Consider the following 19,915-nt stretch of genomic DNA (forward strand, 5'->3'; position numbering starts at 1 on the left):
ATTGTTTTAATTATTGTTTCGGTACTTTTTCAAAAATCATGAAAGAGACCGAACTCGAAGAACTCTCGCCTGCAGCCACACGCCAAGCCATTGATGCTGGCAAGGTGTTTGCGGCGCTGGAGGCGGCCCGCGCCGAGGCGGCGCAGGTGCGTGGCGGCATGTACTGGCACAAGGGATCCAAGGCCCGGCCGGACACGCCCTACTTGGTTCGCACCACCCCGGCTGGCGGCGAAACCAGCCTGGGCCTGGAGAGCGAGGAAACTCGCCTCATCTATGAGCGTTTCATGACGCGCAAGGCAGCGGCTGAGGCGCGGCTGCGGCAACTGCGCGAGGCCATGGAGCAGCATCGACGCATGAACCGTGCGCTCCGCATCGGCCATTGCGAGCCGCTGGTGGTGAAGCTCTTGAATCAATTGGCCCAGGCCGATTTAAGCGATCACTTCCGCGTGGTGAGCACCCACGCGCTCTATGCGTATGGGGCCGAAGCGGGCGTTCATCTGCAAGCTGGCGCCTTGGCCACGCGCGATATCGATTTGCTCTGGGATGTGCAGCAGAGGCTGCGCTTTGCCACACAGTTGGCGCGCGTCGATCGTTCGATGCTGGGCCTGCTGCGCAAGGTCGATCCCAGCTTCAGGCTGCGCGACGATCAGCGCTACACCGCCGTCAACCAAGACGGCTTTGAAGTGGACATCCTGCGCCGCGAGCAAGCAGAGACGGACCCGCACCCCATCAAACTCAGCGAGGCTGACGAGGACTTCTGGGTGGTCCAGGCCCGCCACGCCCAACAGTTGCTGGATGCGCCGCCCTTCTCAGCCCTGATCGTGGCCACCGACGGCACGATGGCGCGCATGCACACCCTGCATCCGCTCTCGTTCGTCCGCTTCAAGCGCTGGATGGCCGAACAGACGGACCGCGAGGCACCGCGCCGACGTCGTGATCTGCTGCAAGCCGAGGTGGTCGAAGGCCTGGTGCGCGACTATCTGCCGCAGTGGGCCGAAGCCCGGTAGATCGGACGCCGCCCCTCGCGCCCAGGCTTGGCGCTGAAGCCCGCCGCCTCAAAGCCCGCCGGCGTGCCTGCCAAAGGAAGACCGGTGCGGCCTGCGGGCTGAGGACAAGGGGCGTGTTTGCCCCTTGCCTTCAAAGACCAGCCGTGACCATGAGGCCCGACCATGAGGCCTGCAGCTTCTGGGCCGGCTGCTTGGGCGCTGGTACCCGGCGCACCTTGGCGTCGCAGCGCCGGCCGGCAATCTGGGACAGCTCCTCCTCGGACACCCCTTCAGTGACCGGCACATGGGCCAGGTAAAGGGTCACCACATACGTCTTGCCTTGGTTGATGACCTCGAAGACCACCTCATCCGGGCCCTCACGGTTAGGATCGATGGAGCGGTAGCGCCAGTTACTCATGGAATTGGAACCATTCTTCCGGGGCGGGTTGCTGACCACTCCGTGCTTGGGTTCCTTCAGCACTCGAATCCGCACATCGTCGGCGACCCGGTGCTCGGGCTGATCGCCCGGGAATCTCCTAAAGTAAATCGTGAGAGCACTGTCTGGCGAAAGATTTGCGCTGCCAAGCATAGGCCTCGATGAATCCACAGCGATGCACGACTCCAAGTAAATCGGTTCACTGGCCTTGGCACGCTCCTGCGCCAGTACGGCCATGAAGCCTTGCACCGACTCGGGGGAGGCAGCGGCCAGTTTTTTGGGTACACCCGCAAGGGTTTCCGAGAGAACGAAAGGGGTAATGGCGACAGGGGTGCGGCCACGGTACCCACCGTGGCCGGCGGCGTCCGGCGCCAGAGCGATGAAACGCCCGCTGGCCGTTGCATGACTCTGCCCAAGCATCCCGTCGCCCATTGGCATGAAGGCCACTCGGGTGCCAGGCAGCGCCAATTCAGCCGTAGACACCTTCTGAATACTACCCGTGGGGCAAAGTCCTTGGCCCTCATGTTCGTCGCGCAATTCGACGATTTTCAACTCCGACCTTACTCGGAAACTCTTCCCGCCCAGCGCCACCAAAAACTCAACGCGATCAATGCCGATGAATCCGTCGTTGGGATCGTACCGATAGATTGGATGACTCACAGACTGAGTGACCAACACCAGCTTGCCATGTTTCGGCGGAACGATCACACTGACCGCAGCGCCCTTCAGCGACAGATTGGCGCCGAAATCCCGATACTCAATTTTAGCCCCCAGTATAGGGTCAAGAAGCCGTTCCGCAGAGTCGACCGAACTGGCGGTTTCAATCTCATAGCAGTCGTCAATAAGGTATTGCGGTTTCGCGATCCGCGAAATAGAAGAGTTCGCTGCGCGGCCGCCCGCAGCACTGGCAAGCATCCAATCGACCGAATCAAGGGTATATGGCATTGGTTTCTCAGAATATTCACGGGGCGCAGAAAAAACTTGAGTGACTGCCACCCTTATCGAAAACATTGAACCACGTCGCCCAACCCGACTCGAATTCGTCAGCCTCGGTACACCGGCCGCTGCCCCTCGCGCCCAGGCTTGGCGCTGAACCCCGCCGCCTCAAACGCCGCCGCCGTACCAGTCCACAGGAATACCGGTGCGGCCTTGGCGGTGTGGGGCTGGGTTGGATAGCCCTCGACGATCTGCGCCCCTTGTGCCCGCGCCCAGTCGGCCGCCGCGCGCAGCACCTGGCTGGAAACGCCTTGGCGCCGCCAGGCCTTGGCCACGAACAGGCAGGTGATGGACCACACACCGGTCTCGGCCGGATCAGGCTTGAGCACACGGCTGCGGCGGAAGTAGTCGTAATGTTCACGCGGGGCCACGGCCACCCAGGCAATGGGTTCATCGGCCGCATAGGCCAGCAGGCCAAGTGGCGCCTTGGCCTGCCACAGGCGCTGCAGCTCGGCGCGGTTGCCCGCCCCTGAGTTGTCCTTTTTCCCGGACTCAAACTCGGCCCGGGGCCGGCGCCAGACCTGGCACCAGCAGCCACCGCAGGCCCCGCGTGCGCCGAACAGGGCCTCAAGGTCGGCCCAAGGGCAGTCGGCGGCGGGGCGGACGTCCAGCTTCACTGCCGCACCTGGCCCTCACCCAGCACCACCCATTTGTAGGTCGTCAGCCCCTCCAGACCGACCGGGCCGCGGGCATGCAGCTTGTCGGTGCTGATGCCGATCTCGGCGCCCAGGCCGTACTCGAAGCCGTCGGCAAAGCGGGTGCTGGCGTTGATCATGACCGAGGCCGAATCGACCTCGCGCACAAAGCGCATCGCGTGGCCGTGGTGCTGGGTCAGGATGGCGTCGGTGTGGTGGCTGCCATAGCGGTTGATGTGCGCGATGGCTTCGTCCAGATCGCCCACCAGCTTGACGCTGATCTTGTAGTCCAGGTACTCCTCCGCCCAGTCGGCCTCGGTCGCGGACTCGGCCCCCGGCAAGAAAGGCAGGCTCTCCAGGCAGGCGCGGAACACGAGCTTTTTGGGGGCCCACAGCGCCGCCAGACGGGGCAGAAACGCCGCCGCCACCGTGCGGTGCACCAGCAGGCTCTCGGTGGCATTGCAGGGACTGACCTTCTGGGTCTTGGCGTTGTCCACGACCTTGAGCGCCATCTCCAGATCGGCGAATTCGTCGACATAGCTGTGGCAGTTGCCGTCCAAGTGCTTGAGCACGGGCACCTTGGCCTCCAGCGCCACGCGCTCGATCAAGCTTTTCCCCCCGCGCGGGATCAAGAGGTCGATGTGCTCGGTGGCGCGGCACAGCCAGCCCACGGCGGCGCGGTCGGTGCTGGGGATGAGCTGCACGGCGGCGCGCGGCAGGCCGGCCTGTTCCAGGCTCTGCTGCACCAGGGCGATCAAGGCCTGGTTGCTGGCCAGGGCCTCGGAGCCGCCGCGCAGGATGCAGGCATTGCCGCTCTTGATGGCCAGACTGGCGGCCTCGATGCTGACGTTGGGGCGGCTCTCAAACACCATGCCGAAGCAGCCCAAGGGCACCCGCATCTGGCCGACCTGGATGCCGCTGGGGCGGCGCTGGAAGTTCGTCATCGCCCCCACCGGGTCTGGCAGCGCGGCAATCTGCTCGCAGCCCTGGGCCAGGGTGGCGAGGATGGCCGGCGTGAGGCGCAGGCGATCCACCAAGGGGGCATCCAGGCCGCGCGCCTGCGCAGCGGCCACATCGGCGGCATTGGCCTCGGCCAGGGTCGGCTGGGGTTGGCGCAGGGCAGCCGCCAGGAGCAGCAGGGCCTGGTTGCGGGCGGCGGTGCTGGAGGCGGCCAGGCGGGCGGCACTGGCGCGGGCGGCACGGCCCAGGGCCTCCAGTTCTTCGATCAATTCTTCGGCGGGCATGAGGCCATTCTCCCCGCCTCAAACCCAGCGTCTCTGTACGCTGACTTCGCGCAGGGCGCAGGTCCAATCAAGCGGCCGCCGCGGAACCGGCTTCGCCGGGCCGCCAGCGGCGCCCCCTGGGGGGAGGCGCCGAAGGCGCTTCGGGGGGGTCAAACAACCGGTAAGTCCAACTCGAAGAAGAACCGACTGCCCTGGTCGGGCACGCTCTCCACCCGGATCTCGCCGCCCATCAGCTTCACCAATTGCTGGCTGATGGACAGGCCCAGGCCGCTGCCCTCGCGGCGGCGCAAGCGGTCCGAGACCTGTTCGAAGGGCTGGAACAGGCGGCTGAGCTGGTCGGCGGTCAGGCCCACGCCGGTGTCCACCACTTGAATCAACAACCGGGCCCGGCCCAGGCCGGCGCTGAGCGACTGCACGTTCAGCAGCACATGGCCCCGGTCGGTGAACTTGACCGCATTGGCCAGCAGATTGAGGAGCACCTGGCGCAGCCGATGGCCGTCCACCAGCACGCGGTCGGGCAGGTACTCGTCCAGCTCGACGCTGAAGCGCAGGCCCTTTTGCTCGGCGCGCAGGCGCAGGCTGTCGCAGCTCAGCTCCAACAGGGAGCGCAGCTGCACCGCCTGGGGGTGCAGCTGCACGCGGCCGGCCTCCACGGCGGCCATGTCCAGCAGGTCGCTGATCAGGGCCAACAAGTGCTCGCCGCTGTCCTGGATCAGACCGAGCTTGCGGCGCGTCTCGTCGCTGTGATCCGGGTTGAGCTGCAGCAGCTGCGAGAAGCCCAGGATGGCATTCAGCGGCGTGCGGAACTCGTGGCTCATGGTGGCCAGGAAGCGGCTCTTGGCCTGGCTGGCGGCCTCGGCGCGCTGCATGGTCTCGCTCAGTTCCGCCGTGCGCGCAGCCACCAGCTCTTCCAGGTGCTCGCGGTGCAAGGCCAGGTCTTGCTCGGCCATATGGCGTTCGGTGATGTCGCTGGCCATGCCTTCAAAGCGCAAGTGCTTGCCCTCGCGCACCTGATGCAACGAAAGCTCGATCCAGCGCGGCTCGCCGGCCAAGGTTTCGATCAGCAAGGGCAAGCGCTGCACGCCGCGCTGCTGCTGACTCAGCATGCTGAGCACGCGCTTGGTGTCGCGCGCCGGCACCCGCGCCAGTCGGCGCAGCGAGCGGCTGTGGCGCAGCGCCGCCTCGGGGCTGGAGAAACCCAGCATCTGCGCCAGGGCCCGGTTCAAGCCGATCAGGCGCCCACGGCGATCGGTCTGAAAAATGCCTTCGCTGGCGTTCTCGAACAGCGAGCGGTAGCGCGCCTCGCCTTGGCGCAGGTCGCGTGCCGCCGTGTTCAGGCGCTCGCTCATGCGGTTGAACTGCTCGGTCAGGCGCCCGAGTTCATCGTTGCGGCGCACCGGCTGCTGAGCCCCCAATTCGCCCCGGGCCACCCGCTGCGCCAGTTGCCCCAGGTCATGAACCGGCCGGCGCACCAGCGCATCCACCCACCAGTAGCAACCGGCCACCAGGGCCGCCAGCAGGGCCGCGAGCAGACCAATGATGAAGCGCTGGGTGGTGCGCAGCTCGGCCTCGATGCCGGCCGTACTGAGCACCAGCCGGCCCGTGCCCACCGGCGTGCGCTCGGCGCCGGCCTGGAACACGATGTCGAAACGACGCTCCAGGTGCTCGCCCCCCACGGCCTCAGGGCGCGCTCGGCGCAGATGCCCATTGCCCAGGCCCTGGCTCTGCACCTCGGCGGACACGACCTCGGGGTCGCTCATCAAGGTGTCCAGCAAGGCGCCCACGGCGGCGGTGTCCAGATTCCACATCGGCCCGGCCAAGCCGTTGGCCGCCAGCGCGGCCAGGCGCGCATGACGGGCCTCCAATCCCTGGCGCAGCTTGGCCGACTCCATCTGCGTCCACAGCCCGCCGCCCAGCACGCCGATCAACAGCGCGGCCAGGCCCAGCCCCAGCATCAACCGACTGCGAAGACTGTGGAAGCCCAGCACGGCGTCAGGCAGCTTTCTTGGCGGCCGTCTTGCGCGGCGCCTTGGGGGCGCGCGGCTCGAACTCGAAGTTCACCTTGCCCGCCTTGCCATCCCACACCAGCTTGGCCTTGAACTTGCGGCGCGTGCGGTTGGAGACGAAGTTCTCCAGGAAGTCGGTGCCCCCCTCCGCCAGCAACTTCTGCATCTGGGCCGGCTCGATGACCTGGGTCAGGATGATCTTGCCGCTCTTGAAGTCGCAGGTCGGCGCGCTGCCCACCTGGTGCTCGCAGACGTAGTTGTTGCCATGCTCATAGACATGGCCCTTGCACTTGGGGCAGGCGCCCAGCGAGGTCTGCGCGCTGAAGTCCACCGGCTCGCCGTCGCCCTCGTCCTTGACGTCACCAAAGTCGAACTCGAGCTTCCAGTTCTTGATCTCGTCGTCGAACACCAGCTGCAGCTCGGCGGTGAAAGGGCGACCCATGCGCGAGCGGAAACCTTCCAGCGGGCCGATGCGCTTGTCGCGCAGGAATTGCTCGACCTCGGGCAGTTCAAAGCTGCGGCTGCCGGGGATCTTGGTGATCGAGAACTCGCACTTGGAACAGGCGAAGCGGCGGTAGTTTTCCTTGACCACGCCGCCGCAGTTCGGGCAGGGCGTGGCGAGCGTGGCGTAGTCGCCCGGGATGGTGTCGCGGTCGTAGCTCTTGGCCTTGGCCACCACGCGCTCGGCCATCTTGGCGATGGCCGCCATGAAGTCCTCGCGCGAGAGCTTGCCCTTCTCCATTTGCGCCAGCTGCGACTCCCACTGCCCGGTCAGCTCGGGCTGGGTCAGCTCCTCCACCTGCAGGCCGCGCAGCAGGGTCATCAGCTGGAAGGCCTTGGCGGTGGGGATGAGATCGCGCCCCTCGCGCAGCATGTACTTCTCGGTCAGCAGGCCTTCGATGATGGACGCGCGCGTGGCCGGGGTGCCCAGACCGCGTTCGGCCATGGCCTCGCGCAGTTCGTCGTCGTCCACCAGCTTGCCCGCGCCTTCCATCGCGCCCAGCAGGGTGGCTTCGTTGTAGCGCGCCGGCGGCTTGGTCTGCAGGCCTTTCACGTCGACCGATTCGGTGATGACCTTTTCGCCCTGGCGCACGGCCACCAGGGTGGCGTCGTCGTCCTGGGCTTCCTTGCCATACACCGCCAGCCAGCCCGGGTTGACCAACACCTTGCCATTGGTCTGGAAGCTGTGCAGCCCGACCTTGGAGATGCGCGTCGTCACCTGGAACTCGGCCGCCGGGAAGAACACCGCCAGGAAGCGCTTGACCACCAGCTCATAGAGCTTGGCCTCGGCCTCGCTCAAGGAGCCCGGGGGCTGCAGCGTCGGAATGATGGCGAAGTGGTCGCTGACCTTGGTGTTGTCGAACACCTTCTTGGTGGGCTTGATGTAGCCGGCTTTCAAAGCCGTGGCCGCATGCGCACCCAGGCCGGCCGGATTGGCATCCTGCAGCATCTCGGCGGTCTGCTTGGCCACGGCCAGATAGTCCTCGGGCAGATGGCGGCTGTCGGTACGCGGATAGGTCAGGGCCTTGTGCTTTTCGTACAGGGCCTGGGCCAGCGACAGCGTGGTCTTGGCCGAGAAGCCGAAACGCCCGTTGGCCTCGCGCTGCAGCGTGGTCAGGTCGAACAGACCGGGGCTGGCCTGGGTGCTGGGCTTGCTCTCTTCCGTCACCGTGGCCGGCTGGCCCTTGACGGCCGCGGCGATGGACTCCGCCTGGGCCTTGTTCCAGATGCGGTCGGCGCGCGCATCGCCGTCCTCACCCTTCTTGAAGTTCGGGTCGATCCACTTGCCCTCGTACTGACCGGCAATGGCATCGAACTGCGCGCGCACCTCCCAGTAGTCGCGCGCCACATGCTTGCGGATCTTTTCCTCGCGCTCCACCACGATGGAGAGTGTGGGCGTCTGCACCCGGCCCACCGTGGTCAGGAAGAAGCCGCCATCGCGGCTGTTGAAGGCCGTCATGGCGCGCGTGCCATTGATGCCCACCAGCCAGTCGGCCTCGCTGCGGCAGCGCGCGGCGTCGGCCAGGGGCAGCAGGTCGGCATCGCTGCGCAGATTGGCAAAGCCGTCGCGGATGGCCTGCGGCGTCATGCTCTGCAGCCACAGGCGCTGCACGGTCTTGTCGAACTTGCCGCGCGCGGGTTGGGCGTACTGCAGGATCAGGCGAAAGATCAGCTCCCCCTCGCGGCCCGCGTCACAGGCGTTGATCAGATGGTCCACATCCTTGCGGCGGATCAGTTTGACCAGGGCGTTCAAGCGGCCCTTGCTCTTGTCGATGGGCTGCAGATCGAAGTGCGGCGGAATCACCGGCAGGTTGGCGAAGCTCCATTTGCCGCGCTTGGGGTCCACCCCTTCCGGCGCGGCAATCTCCACCAGATGGCCGACCGCCGACGACACGATGTAGCGCTCGTTCTCGTGGAACTCGTCGTGCTTTTCGAACTTGCCGCTCTCGGGCGTCAAGGCGCGCACGATGTCCAGCGCAACGGATGGCTTCTCGGCAATGACCAGGGTCTTTTGGCTCATGGGCTCTCAGATTTTGTTGAGGGGGCTCTGCTGCACAATCCGCGCCGCGAAAGCGCTCGTGTACACGCGCACACGCGCGCACCCCTGTTATTCACTATACGAACGGAATTGATGAGCTCGACGCCGAATCGCCGCATCCAGGTCCGCCGCTCCGGCGTGCACGGTCGCGGTGTCTATGCCCTGGGGCCTTTTGCGGCGGGGGAACGCATCATCGAATACCGGGGCGAGCGCATCAGCGACGAAGAGGCAGCCGCCCGCCATCCGGCCGATCCAGCCGAGCCGAATCACACCTTTTACTTCTCGCTCGAAGGCGGCGGCGTGATCGACGCGCGCTTCCAGGGCAATAGCGCGCGCTGGATCAACCACTCTTGCGCCCCCAACTGCGAAGCCGACGAGATCAAGGGCCGGGTCTACATCCACGCCCTGCGCGACATCGAGGCCGGCGAGGAACTGTTTTACGACTACCACCTGACGGTGGAAGAGCGCTACACCGCCAAACTCAAGCGCGAGTACCAGTGCCTGTGCGGCGCCGCGCAGTGCCGCGGCACCCTGCTCTACCCCAAAGGAAAGTAGCCATGGACAGCACGCTGCAGCTGGACTGGGGCACCGGCCCCCTGGCCCAAGCCCTGGGCCCCGGACTGCGCGTGGAAGTCCGGGCCTGCTGCGGCTCTACGAACACCGAACTGCTGGCGCTGTGCCGCGAGGGCCTGAGCCGCCCGCACCTTTTGGTGGCCGAGCAGCAAACCGCCGGCCGCGGCCGCCTGGGGCGGCAGTGGCAGTCCTGGCCCGGCGCCTCGCTGACCTTTTCGCTCGCCTGGCCCTGGGAGGGCGCGCCGCTCGATGGCCTGTCGCTGGCCGTGGGCGCCGCCCTGGCCGAGGCCCTGGACCCCGCCGGGCAGTTGCTGCAACTCAAATGGCCCAACGACCTGTGGCTGGCGCGGCGCAAGCTGGGCGGCATCCTGATCGAGACCGTCAGCCAAGGCGGCGGCAGCCCGCGCGCCGTGGTGGTGGGCGTGGGGCTCAACATCGAAGCCCGACCCGATGCGCCGGCCGAGCTGCGGCTGGCCGGGCTACGCGAATGCGATGCGCGCTGGAGTGCCCCGCTGGCCCTGGCCGCCGTAGCCCCCGCCCTGATGGATTTGTTGCAGCACTGGCCACGCCAGGGCTGGGCCCATTGGCAAGGCCGCTATGCCCCTCGTGACGGCCTGATCGGCCTGCCGCTGCAGATCGGCGGCAACAACGGCTTGGGCGCCGGCACCGGTCCCGGCGGAGAACTGCTGCTGGCGCAAGGCCAGGGCCGGCCTCTGGCCGTCAGCGCCGGCGAGGCCTCGGTGCAATGGGAGACACAGGAATGATGAAGACGTTGCTGGCCCTGTTGCTGGCCGCCAATGCCCTGCTGTTTGCCTGGGGCCAGGGCTGGCTGGGCGGCAACCCGGGTTCCGAACAGCGCGAGCCCGAGCGCCTGGCCGCCCAACAGCGCCCCGAGCAGATGAAGCTACTGGACGCCGCCCAGGCGCAGCGCCTGCGCAGTGCCCCGCCGCTGTGCCGGCAACTTGGCCCCTTTGGCGATGAGGCCAGCCTGCTGGCCGCCGAAGCCGCCTTGCAGCCACTGCAACTGCCGCCCGGCCAGTGGCGGCGCGAAAGCCGCGAACTCAGCGCCCAATGGGGAGTCCTCTCCAGCGCTCCCGAGAACGCCGCCGATGCCGAACGCAAACGCCTGGCGCTGGAGCGCTTCGGCCTCAAGGCCCGCCCCCAGACCGTGCCGGGTGAAGCCCAGGCCAGCCTGCTGGTGGCGCGCTTCGACAACCCGGCCGCCGCCCGTGCCGAAGCCCAGAAGCTGCGCGAGGCCCACGGCCTCAAGGCCCTGCGGGTGCTGGAGCTGCGCCCGGCCCAGACCCAACACTGGCTGCGCGTGCTGGCCTGGCCTGCGGCCCAGCTCAAGACCCAGAGCTCGGCCTGGCCGGGTGGCCCGCAGCCCTGCTCCGCCGCCCCGACGGCGCCAGCAGGCTCGGCCGCATCAACGGCCTCAGCCGCTATTTAGGCGCCGTCCGGGATCTCCGGCTCCACCAGGCGCGCCAACTGATCCAGGGTCTCCTGCCAGCCCAGGCGACAGAAGGCCAGCGGGATGACGTCGGGGATGCCCGTCTGCGAGATGCACAGCTCGGTGCCGCAGACCACCTCAAAAAAGTCCAGGGTCACCAGCATGTCACCGGGCAAATTCGGGTCGTCAAAGCGGTCGGTATAGCGCAGGCGCTGGCCTGGGTTCACCTCCAGGTACTCACCGCCAAAAGAGTGGCTGCTGCCCGTGCCGAAGTTCGTGAAGCTGGCGCGATGGCGGCCGCCGACGCGGGCGTCGAGCTCGTGTACCTCAGCCGTGAAGCCATAGGGCGGCAAGAATTTCTCCATCGCCTTGGGCGTGACGAAGGCCTTGTAGACCTTGGCCGGAGGGGCACGCAGGACGCGCTGCAGATGCAGGGTTTGGGGCATGGTGTTCTCCTCAGGGCTGCGGCGCCGGGTCCTTGGCGTGGTCCACATTGATCATCCAGCGCAGGCCAAAGCGGTCCTGCAACACGCCCCAGTAGGCGCCCCAGAACATGTCGGCCATGGGGCAGTCGGCCTGGCCCCCTTCGCTCAGCGCCGCGTACAAGCGTTCGGCCTCAGCGCGGCTGTCAGGCTCCAGATTGAGCGTGACCTGATTGCCGGGCTCGAACTTTCCGCAGCCCGCGCCCTCCAACACATCGGTGCCCATGATCACGTGCCCGCCCAGGATCGGCAGCGCCACGTGCAAGATCTTCTGCTGGTCGGCCGCCGACATTTCGGGTTGTCCTGGTTGCGCCGGCATGCTGTCAAAGCGCATCGGTGCTACCTCGTACTCGGTGCCGAAGACCTGCTGATAGAGCGCAAAGGCAGCTTCTGTAGTGCCTGGGAAGTTCAGGTAGGTGCTGACACGGGCCATGGGCCTCTCCTTGGGGTTTGGGGATCTCAGGACGACGAAGGAGCCGCTTCGTTTTCGACATCGGCCAGGCGCTGTCGCAGCAAGTTGCGCTCGGCCGCGTTCTCGGTCCAGGCCAGGGCCTGGTGCAAGGCCTGGCGGGCCTCGGCGTCGCGCCCCAGCTGCAGCAGCAGGTCGGCACGCACGCTGGGCAGCCAAGGGTAGCCCTGTAGGGCCGGGTGCTGACCCAGGGCCACCACCACGGGCAAGGCAGCGGCCGCGCCCTGGGCGCGGCTCAAGGCCACGGCCCGGTTCAGGGCCACCACTGGGTTGTCGGGCTGCAGGGCCTGCAGGGTTTCGTAGTCGGCCAGGATGGCGAGCCAGTCGGTGTCTTCGGCCCGGGCGGCGCGCGCATGGCCGGCGGCAATGGCGGCCTGCAGGGTGTACGGGCCGGGCCGGGGCAGGGCCTGGGCGCGGGCGAGTGCCGCCAGGCCGCGCTGGATCAGCAGGCGGTCCCAGCGGCGCCGGTCCTGGTCCATCAGCAGCACCGGCTGGCCCTGGGCATCCAGGCGGGCGCCGAGGCGCGAGGCCTGGATCTCCATCAGCGCCAGCAGGCCCTGGGCCTCGGCCTCCTGCGGACACAGCGCCGCCAGGCTGCGGCACAAGCGCAGGGCTTCCTGGCAGAGCGCGGGGCGCATCCACTGCGGCCCGGCGGTGGCGGTGTAGCCCTCGTTGAACATCAGGTAGAGCACGGTCAGCACCTGGCCCAGGCGCGCCTGGCGTTCCTCGGCACCGGGCAGCTCGAAGCGTGCCTGCAGCTTCTGCAGCTGGGCCTTGGCGCGGCTGATGCGCTGCGCCACCGTGGCCTCCTTGGCGCGCAGCGCGCGGGCGATCTCGGCGGTGCTCAGGCCGCAGACCAGGCGCAGCGTCAGCGCCCACTGCGCCTCGCGCGCCAGGCCCGGGTGGCAGGCGATGAAGAGCAGGTTCAGCACATCGTCCCCCAGCGGGTTGGCCTCGTCGGACAACAGCAGGGCCAGCGGGTCGGGGCCGTAGGCGTCCTGTCTTGCATCGCTGTCCTGGCCCAGGGCCGCCAGCTCGCGCTCAGCCATCTGGCCATGGCGCAGACGGTCCAGGGCGCGGTGCTTGGCGCTGGTCATCAGCCAGGCGGCGGGGTTGCGCGGCAGGCCCTCGGCGGGCCAATGCTCCAGCGCGGCCAGCAGCGCGTCTTGCGCGCAGTCCTCGGCCAGGGCCAGGTCGCGCGTCAGGCGCATCAAGGCGCCGACGATCTTGCCGGCCTCCAGGCGCCAGACGGCCTGGATGGTGCGGGCGATGTCCATGAAACGGTGGGCGCGCGGCCTCTCAAACGTCCGGGTCGACGAAGAAGACCCGCAGCTCCTGGGCACAGCGGCAGGCCGTGGCCAGTCGGGCGGCCCAGGCCTGGGCGGCCTCGGGCGAGGGCAGCTCGAACACCGCAAAGCCGCCATCCAGTTGCGGGCCGTCCGGGTAGCCGCCGGGGTGGACGCGGCCATCTGCGGCCACCCTCACGGGCGGCGTGCGCGTGTCGATGCCGCCGGCAAAGACAAAGACGCCCGCCGCCTTGGCCTGGGCCACCACGGCGCGCGCGGCCTGGCCCATGGCCTCCAGTTCGGCCTCGGGCACCTGCATGGCGGCGGCGGGGAAGGAGATCAGGTACTTGGGCATGCGGCTCAGGCGCCGGCGCGCATCTGCGCCAGCTCGGCGCGCAGCCGGGCCTCGGCCTCTTCGGCGGTCTCGTCCAGCACATCGCAGAACAGCGGCCGCACCTCGATGCTGCAAGCCATGCCGGGGAAGGGCGAGGGGAAGCGGCGCGCCCAGGCCAGGGCCTCGGCGCGGTCGCGCACCTCGATCAGGGTGTAGCCGGCGATCAGCTCCTTGGCCTCGGCAAAGGGGCCGTCGATGACCGAGGGCTCACCCTGGGCCGTGTACTGCACCCGAAAGCCCTGGCTGGACGGCTGCAGGCCGGCGCCGTCGAGCAGCACACCGGCCTGTGCCATCTCGTTTTGGAAGGCCATCATGCGTTCCACCAGGCCGGGGTCGTCGGGGAATTCGCCGGCCTCGCTCATGGCGGTGGCGCGGACTTGGATCATGAAACGGGGCATGGGACTCTCCTTAGCTAGGGTTGCAGGCGGCCTCGACGGCAGCCAGATCGATCTTTTCCATCGTCATCAGAGCGCCGAAGGCCTGGGCGTGGGTGGAGGGGGTCTGCAGCAGCTGCATCACCCGGCGCGGCACCAGCTGCCAGGACAGGCCGTAGCGGTCGCGCAGCCAGCCGCAGGCCTCGGCTTGGCCGCCTTCGGTGAGCCGAGCGTACAGGGCGTCCAGCTCGGCTTGGGACTCGCAGTCCACCATCAGCGAGATGGCATGGGTGAAGGGCATGGGGGCGCCGCCATTGAAGGCGGCAAAGGCCTGGCCGTCGAGTTCGAACTGCACCATCAGGCACTGGCCCACACGCTCGGGGAAAGGCGAGGTCTCGGGGTAGTCGGCGCGGTGGGTGATGCGGCTGTTGGGGAACAGGCTGCAATAGAAGGCCGCGGCCTCCTCGGCCTGGGTTTCGAACCAGAGGTAGGGGGTGATGCGTGGGGTCACGTGGGGGCTCCTTTGCGGATACGACGATCCGCCCGCTGCCGTTTCGACAACGCGAAGAAAAAAGCTCGCGCTTCAGGTGAAGCAGGGCCCCAGCGCCCGCAGCTCCACCGTGGCCCAGGCGGCGGCCGGGCATTCGGCGGCGATCCGTAGGGCCTGGTCGCGATCCACGTTCTGCAGCACGAAGATGCCCCCCACCAGCTCCTTGGCTTCGGTGAAGGGGCCGTCCAGCACCTCCACGCCCTGGGCGCTGCGGCGCACCCGGGTCTGTTCGGTGGACAGGGCCTGGGTCATGACGAGCTGGCCACGCTCCTTCAGCTGCTGTGCAAAGGCCAGCATGGCGGCGTAGGCGGCCTGGCCGCCCTCCAGCCCACGGTCTGCACGGGCACCGTGCGCTTCCAAGATCACTAGGGCGTAACTCACTCGGCGCTCCAGATCAGATCCAGCGGGAAGCGCCGCCCGGCCTCATAGTCATCCAGGCCGCGCAGGATCAAGGGCGAGCGCAGCTCGGCGGCGCGCGCACGCAGCTCCTGCGGTGTCAGCCAGAGGGTCTCGATGATGGGCTCATCCAGTTGTTCGACCTCTCGTGGACCCACGGAGCCGACGAAGGCGATGCGCAGAAAGCGCACCACCTCACCGCCCTGGCGGCGGATGTCGCTCAAATAGAAACCCAGGATGGCCTGGGGCTCGAAGCGGTGGCCGGTTTCCTCCAGCACTTCGCGGCACACAGCTTCCAGTGGCGTTTCCTCGGCCTCCAGATGGCCGGCCGCGTTATTGATGCGAATGCCATCGCGGCTGGTGTGCTCGCGCACCATCAGCAGGCGGCCGTCCTGCTCGATGTAGGCAGCGACGGTCACGTTCGGACGCCAGCGCACTTCGTGAGTTCCCATGGTCTTCCTTGACGGATGCGGTCACACCCATTGTGTAAGCTCCGGCACCCTTAGCGGAGGACGACCCATGTGGATAGGAGTCCCGCGCGAGAGCGCGGCCGGTGAGACCCGTGTGGCGGTGACGCCCGAGACGGCCAAGAAACTCAAGGCCGCTGGCCATCGCGTGTGCGTGCAGCGCGGCGCCGGCGAGCGCGCGGCCTGCCCCGATGCGGCCTATGAAGCCGTGGGCGCCGAGCTGGTGGACGCCGCGACCGCGCTGGGCGCCGAGCTGGTGCTGAAGGTGCAGCGCCCCGACGTGCCTGAGCTGGCGCAGATGAAATCCGGCGCGGTGCTGGTCGGCATGCTCAACCCCTTTGATGCTGCGGGCCTGCAGACGATGGCCCAAGCCGGGCTCACTGCCTTCGCGCTGGAAGCCGCCCCGCGCACCACCCGGGCCCAGAGCATGGACGTGTTGTCCTCGCAAGCCAACATCGCCGGCTACAAGGCCGTGATGCTGGCGGCCACGCATTACCCCAAGCTGTTCCCGATGATGATGACGGCGGCCGGCACCATCAAGGCCGCCCGCGTGGTCATCCTGGGCGTGGGCGTTGCGGGTCTGCAGGCCATCGCCACGGCCAAGCGCCTGGGCGCGGTGATCGAAGCCAGCGACGTGCGCCCGGCGGTGAAGGAACAGGTTGAATCTCTGGGCGCCAAATTCATCGAGGTGCCCTACGAGACCGACGAGGAACGCGAGGCCGCCCAGGGTGTGGGCGGCTACGCCAAACCCATGCCGCCGAGTTGGCTGGCACGCCAGGCCACCGAGGTGGCCAAGCGCGTGGCCCAGGCCGACATCGTGATCAGCACCGCACTGATCCCCGGTCGCCCCGCGCCCACCCTGGTCAGCGAGGCCATGGTGCAGAGCATGAAGCCGGGCTCGGTGATCGTCGACATCGCGGCCGGGCGCGGCCCGGGTGGCGTGGGCGGCAATTGCCCATTGACCGTGGCCGACCAGACCGTGGTCACCGCGGGCGGCGTGACGATCATCGGCGAGACCAATCTGCCCGCCACCGTGGCCGCCGACAGCTCGGCGCTCTACGCCCGCAACGTGCTGGACTTCCTCAAACTCGTCATCAACAAAGAAGCCGGCTTCGAAATGCCGGCTGACGACGACATCGTCACCGCCTGCCTGATGGCCCAGGGCGGTGAAGTGAAGCGCAAGTAAAGAAAGCAAGCCATGGACGCCGTCTCTCCAGGAATCATCAATCTCATCATCTTTGTGCTGGCCATCTATGTGGGCTACCACGTGGTGTGGAACGTCACCCCGGCCCTGCACACGCCGCTGATGGCCGTCACCAACGCCATCTCGGCCATCGTCATCGTCGGCGCCATGCTGGCCGCCGCACTCACCGAGACCCATCTGGGCAAGGCCATGGGCACCCTGGCCGTGGCCCTGGCCGCCGTCAATGTGTTCGGCGGCTTCCTGGTGACGCGGCGGATGCTGGAGATGTTCCGCAAGAAGGAGAAGAGGGTCGAGGTCAAACCATGAGCCTAGGTAAGCAGTTGGATTTCTGGCTGATCGAGGTGCCGGCCTATGCCTTGGCAGCAGTGGCGGCTTTCATGATCGTCAGCCATTGGCTGAGTTGGCCGCTGGGTTTAGTGGCAGCGGTGGCCGTGATCCTGGGGCTGCGTGCCCTTGGACCAGCCGTTCACAGACTTCTGCAAGGCAAGGATAAGCAAGCATGAGCATGAACCTCGTCACCCTGCTGTACCTGCTGGCCAGCATCTGCTTCATCCAGGCCTTGAAGGGCCTGAGTCACCCCACCACCTCCATCCGCGGCAATGTCTTCGGCATGGTGGGCATGACCATCGCGGCCGGCACCACGGCGGCGCTGATCGGCACCCTGGCCAAGCAGCTCGGGGCGGTCAATGAATGGTTTGGCCTGAGCTATGTGATGGTGGGCCTGCTGATCGGCGGCGGCCTGGGCGCCTACATGGCCGCCAAGGTCGAGATGACCAAGATGCCCGAGCTGGTGGCCTTCATGCACAGCATGATCGGCCTGGCGGCGGTGTGCATCGCCGTGGCCGCCGTGGCCGAGCCCTATGCACTGATCCCCGGCCTGGCCCGCGGCGCCCCCATCCCCATGGGCAACCGGCTGGAACTGGCCCTGGGCGCGCTGATCGGTGCCATCACCTTCAGCGGCTCGGTGATCGCGTTCGGCAAGCTCAGCGGCAAGTACAAGTTCCGCCTGTTCCAGGGCGCGCCCGTCAGCTTCCCCGGCCAGCACATGCTGAACCTGGTGCTGGGCGTGACCATGCTGGGCCTGACCGGCTACTTCACCTTCACCGAGAACTGGATGGCCTTTGCCATCGTCTGCGCCATCGCCTTCGTGCTGGGTGTGCTGATCATCATCCCCATCGGCGGCGCCGACATGCCGGTGGTGGTGAGCATGCTCAACAGCTACTCGGGCTGGGCGGCTGCGGGCATCGGCTTCAGCTTGGGCAACAGCATGCTGATCATTGCCGGCAGCCTGGTGGGCTCTTCGGGCGCGATCCTGAGCTACATCATGTGCAAGGCCATGAACCGCTCGTTCTTCAGCGTGATCCTGGGTGGCTTTGGCGGCGAGGCCGTGGCCGCGCAGGGCGCGCAGCAGCAGCGCAGCGTCAAGAGCGGCAGCGCCGACGACGCCGCCTTCATCCTGGGCAATGCCGAGACCGTGGTCATCGTGCCCGGCTACGGCCTGGCCGTAGCGCGCGCCCAGCATGCGGTGAAGGAGCTGGCCGAGAAGCTCATCCACAAGGGCATCACGGTGAAGTACGCCATCCACCCGGTGGCCGGCCGCATGCCCGGCCACATGAACGTGCTGCTGGCCGAGGCCGAAGTGCCCTACGACCAGGTGTTCGAGATGGAGGACATCAACGGCGAGTTCGGCCAGGTGGACGTGGCCATCGTGCTGGGCGCCAACGACGTGGTGAACCCCGCCGCCATGACCAAGGGCAGCCCCATTTACGGCATGCCCATCCTGGAGGCCTACAAAGCCAAGACCATCATCGTCAACAAGCGCTCCATGGCCGCCGGCTACGCCGGCCTGGACAACGAGCTGTTCTACATGGACAAGACCATGATGGTGTTCGGCGACGCGAAGAAGGTCGTCGAGGACATGGTGAAGGCGGTCGAGTAAATCGAGTCTGCTTTCAAGCTGACAAGGGCGCCTGCGGGCGCCCTTGTGCTTGATGGGATTGGCGCGGAACTTTCATTGGCGAGGCAGAAACAGCATCAAATCAAAAAAAACGCCGAATTTGATTAATAAGATTGCCAAACTGCTTTCCTATTGAAATCTGGCCATGGACCATCCGCTTCGCGCCGGGCGCACCATCACCCAGCCCACAGGCTATCGCGCCTTCATCCCGGCGCCGCTGCCCCCCGACCCCGCCTTGCAAGTGGACGGCCCGCTGCTGGCCCTGCTGTCCCAGGCGGAGCGGGACCTCGGTCGCCTAGACGCGCTCTCCACGCTGCTGCCCAACCCCGACCTGTTCGTGGCCATGTATGTGCGCCATGAGGCCGTGCTGTCCTCGCAGATCGAGGGGACGCAGAGCACCTTGGAAGATGTGCTGGCCTTTGAGAGTGAGTTGGTGCAGGACAGTACGCCCAAGGATGTGGAGGAGGTGGTCAATTACATCCGCGCCATGAACCATGGCCTGGCGCGGCTGGCCGAGCTGCCACTCTCGCTGCGCCTGCTGCGCGAAATCCACGCCGAGCTCATGCAGGGCGTGCGCGGGGGCGACAAATCGCCCGGAGAGTTCCGCAGCAGCCAGAACTGGATCGGCGGAGCCGGCAGCACGCTGCGCAACGCTGCGTTCATCCCGCCGCCTCCCCACGAGTTGATGAAGGCCCTGGGCGATCTGGAGCGCTTCCTGCACGACAGCCGCGAACAACTGCCCTTATTGGTGCGCTGCGCGCTGGCCCATGCGCAGTTCGAGACCATTCACCCCTTTTTGGATGGCAATGGCCGTGTGGGTCGCCTGCTCATTACCTTGATGCTCTGTGCGGAGGGCGCGCTATCGCGGCCCTTGCTCTATCTTTCGCTCTTCCTGAAGACCCACCGCGCCGAGTACTACGACCGCCTAACCGCCATTCGCAGCCAGGGCCATTGGGAACAATGGGTGGCGTTTTTTCTGCGCGGCGTCAGCCAGACCGCCAGGGCCGCCACCGCGACCGCCAGAAGCATCATGCAGATGCGCGAGGCACATCGCCTGGCGGTGGTCCAAAACGCCCGTGCCCTGGCCCTGCTGGACCGGCTGATGGTCCAGCCCAATGTCTCGGCCCCGCGCGCCGCGCAATGGCTGGATTGCAGCTTCCCCACCGCCACCAAACTACTCATCGACTTCGAGTCGCGCGGCTGGCTACGCGAAGTCACCGGCTTTGGCCGCAATCGGCAGTGGCGCTATCAGCCCTATCTGGACCTCTTCCACCAGGAGGCGCTGGACGGATCCATGTCAGCGGTGCTGGCGCCGGCCCAAGTGACAGGCAGCGCGTTTTCGGGCCTGCCGCCAGCGCCATCGACCTGAGTTCGCCAGGCCCTGCGGCTACCGGACTACGGGAAAGTCCGGAGAGCCATGGTCTGACTGGCTCACCTGGTGAGCCACTTGCACGATAAATTGGCAGCAAAG

General features: G+C 67.1%; 22 protein-coding genes. 9 read left to right on the plus strand and 13 right to left on the minus strand.

Annotated features, from left to right (window positions below; all coding sequences use genetic code 11):
• Positions 1 to 38 precede the first annotated feature (38 nt).
• Complete coding sequence (locus FF090_RS17430; protein WP_138857939.1) at positions 39 to 1,007, plus strand: GSU2403 family nucleotidyltransferase fold protein; 969 nt, start codon at positions 39 to 41, stop codon at positions 1,005 to 1,007.
• 130 nt (positions 1,008 to 1,137) lie between these two features.
• Here FF090_RS17430 and FF090_RS17435 read toward each other — a convergent pair whose 3' ends face one another.
• The 5 genes from FF090_RS17435 to FF090_RS17455 all read right to left on the minus strand — a co-directional run bounded on the left by FF090_RS17435 (position 1,138) and on the right by FF090_RS17455 (position 8,824).
• Entirely contained in the window at positions 1,138 to 2,367 is a 1,230-nt protein-coding gene (locus FF090_RS17435; protein ID WP_138857940.1) for a hypothetical protein, read from the minus strand.
• A gap of 98 nt (positions 2,368 to 2,465) precedes the next feature.
• Positions 2,466 to 3,035, minus strand: coding sequence for a GNAT family N-acetyltransferase (locus tag FF090_RS17440; RefSeq protein WP_138857941.1), 570 nt, complete (start codon positions 3,033 to 3,035; stop codon positions 2,466 to 2,468).
• Entirely contained in the window at positions 3,032 to 4,297 is a 1,266-nt protein-coding gene (locus FF090_RS17445) for a glutamate-5-semialdehyde dehydrogenase (protein ID WP_138857942.1), read from the minus strand. The genes FF090_RS17440 and FF090_RS17445 overlap by 4 nt, the downstream gene beginning before the upstream one ends.
• Positions 4,298 to 4,446: 149 nt before the next feature.
• The gene (locus FF090_RS17450; RefSeq protein ID WP_138857943.1) at positions 4,447 to 6,285 is read right to left on the minus strand and encodes a sensor histidine kinase; all 1,839 of its coding nucleotides are present in this window, start codon (positions 6,283 to 6,285) and stop codon (positions 4,447 to 4,449) included.
• A 4-nt stretch (positions 6,286 to 6,289) separates the two neighbouring features.
• Positions 6,290 to 8,824, minus strand: a complete 2,535-nt coding sequence (locus tag FF090_RS17455) for a DNA topoisomerase III (protein WP_138857944.1) — start codon at positions 8,822 to 8,824, stop codon at positions 6,290 to 6,292.
• Between the two features lie 111 nt (positions 8,825 to 8,935).
• Here FF090_RS17455 and FF090_RS17460 point away from each other — a divergent pair, with 111 nt between their 5' ends.
• Genes FF090_RS17460 through FF090_RS17470 form a run of 3 tightly spaced genes read left to right on the plus strand, consistent with a single transcriptional unit; the run spans position 8,936 to position 10,865 of the window.
• On the plus strand, positions 8,936 to 9,397 hold the full coding sequence (locus FF090_RS17460) for an SET domain-containing protein (protein ID WP_138857945.1): 462 nt from the start codon (positions 8,936 to 8,938) through the stop codon (positions 9,395 to 9,397).
• A gap of 2 nt (positions 9,398 to 9,399) precedes the next feature.
• Complete coding sequence (locus tag FF090_RS17465) at positions 9,400 to 10,179, plus strand: biotin--[acetyl-CoA-carboxylase] ligase (RefSeq protein WP_138857946.1); 780 nt, start codon at positions 9,400 to 9,402, stop codon at positions 10,177 to 10,179.
• Positions 10,176 to 10,865 (plus strand): hypothetical protein, encoded by a 690-nt coding sequence (locus FF090_RS17470; RefSeq protein ID WP_138857947.1) that lies wholly within the window; start codon positions 10,176 to 10,178, stop codon positions 10,863 to 10,865. The genes FF090_RS17465 and FF090_RS17470 overlap by 4 nt, the downstream gene beginning before the upstream one ends.
• Here the strand turns inward: FF090_RS17470 and FF090_RS17475 are convergent.
• The 8 genes from FF090_RS17475 to FF090_RS17510 all read right to left on the minus strand — a co-directional run bounded on the left by FF090_RS17475 (position 10,862) and on the right by FF090_RS17510 (position 15,268).
• A complete protein-coding gene (locus FF090_RS17475) occupies positions 10,862 to 11,311 on the minus strand; it encodes an SRPBCC family protein (protein ID WP_138857948.1) in 450 nt (149 codons plus the stop codon). The two genes, FF090_RS17470 and FF090_RS17475, sit on opposite strands and share 4 nt — an antisense overlap.
• 10 nt (positions 11,312 to 11,321) lie before the next feature.
• On the minus strand, positions 11,322 to 11,780 hold the full coding sequence (locus tag FF090_RS17480; protein ID WP_138857949.1) for a VOC family protein: 459 nt from the start codon (positions 11,778 to 11,780) through the stop codon (positions 11,322 to 11,324).
• A 26-nt stretch (positions 11,781 to 11,806) separates the two neighbouring features.
• Positions 11,807 to 13,093 (minus strand): RNA polymerase sigma factor, encoded by a 1,287-nt coding sequence (locus FF090_RS17485; protein WP_138857950.1) that lies wholly within the window; start codon positions 13,091 to 13,093, stop codon positions 11,807 to 11,809.
• A gap of 22 nt (positions 13,094 to 13,115) precedes the next feature.
• Positions 13,116 to 13,457, minus strand: coding sequence for a YciI family protein (locus FF090_RS17490; protein ID WP_138857951.1), 342 nt, complete (start codon positions 13,455 to 13,457; stop codon positions 13,116 to 13,118).
• Between the two features lie 5 nt (positions 13,458 to 13,462).
• The gene (locus tag FF090_RS17495; RefSeq protein ID WP_138857952.1) at positions 13,463 to 13,894 is read right to left on the minus strand and encodes a YciI family protein; all 432 of its coding nucleotides are present in this window, start codon (positions 13,892 to 13,894) and stop codon (positions 13,463 to 13,465) included.
• 10 nt (positions 13,895 to 13,904) lie between these two features.
• Positions 13,905 to 14,381, minus strand: coding sequence for a VOC family protein (locus FF090_RS17500; RefSeq protein WP_138857953.1), 477 nt, complete (start codon positions 14,379 to 14,381; stop codon positions 13,905 to 13,907).
• A gap of 72 nt (positions 14,382 to 14,453) precedes the next feature.
• Positions 14,454 to 14,801, minus strand: a complete 348-nt coding sequence (locus FF090_RS17505; protein WP_138857954.1) for a YciI family protein — start codon at positions 14,799 to 14,801, stop codon at positions 14,454 to 14,456.
• Entirely contained in the window at positions 14,798 to 15,268 is a 471-nt protein-coding gene (locus tag FF090_RS17510) for an NUDIX domain-containing protein (protein WP_138857955.1), read from the minus strand. The genes FF090_RS17505 and FF090_RS17510 overlap by 4 nt, the downstream gene beginning before the upstream one ends.
• A gap of 67 nt (positions 15,269 to 15,335) precedes the next feature.
• Here FF090_RS17510 and FF090_RS17515 point away from each other — a divergent pair, with 67 nt between their 5' ends.
• From FF090_RS17515 to FF090_RS17535, 5 genes are all read left to right on the plus strand, one after another.
• A complete protein-coding gene (locus FF090_RS17515) occupies positions 15,336 to 16,469 on the plus strand; it encodes a Re/Si-specific NAD(P)(+) transhydrogenase subunit alpha (protein WP_138857956.1) in 1,134 nt (377 codons plus the stop codon).
• A gap of 12 nt (positions 16,470 to 16,481) precedes the next feature.
• Positions 16,482 to 16,793: an NAD(P) transhydrogenase subunit alpha part 2 gene (locus FF090_RS17520; RefSeq protein ID WP_138857957.1), complete on the plus strand. Its 312-nt coding sequence runs from the start codon at positions 16,482 to 16,484 to the stop codon at positions 16,791 to 16,793.
• On the plus strand, positions 16,790 to 16,990 hold the full coding sequence (locus FF090_RS17525; protein WP_138857958.1) for a hypothetical protein: 201 nt from the start codon (positions 16,790 to 16,792) through the stop codon (positions 16,988 to 16,990). The genes FF090_RS17520 and FF090_RS17525 overlap by 4 nt, the downstream gene beginning before the upstream one ends.
• A complete protein-coding gene (locus tag FF090_RS17530; RefSeq protein WP_138857959.1) occupies positions 16,987 to 18,426 on the plus strand; it encodes an NAD(P)(+) transhydrogenase (Re/Si-specific) subunit beta in 1,440 nt (479 codons plus the stop codon). The genes FF090_RS17525 and FF090_RS17530 overlap by 4 nt, the downstream gene beginning before the upstream one ends.
• A gap of 163 nt (positions 18,427 to 18,589) precedes the next feature.
• On the plus strand, positions 18,590 to 19,813 hold the full coding sequence (locus tag FF090_RS17535) for a Fic family protein (RefSeq protein ID WP_138857960.1): 1,224 nt from the start codon (positions 18,590 to 18,592) through the stop codon (positions 19,811 to 19,813).
• The last annotated feature ends 102 nt before the right edge of the window (positions 19,814 to 19,915 follow it).

It is taken from the genome of Inhella inkyongensis (assembly GCF_005952805.1).
GTDB lineage: Bacteria > Pseudomonadota > Gammaproteobacteria > Burkholderiales > Burkholderiaceae_C > Inhella > Inhella inkyongensis.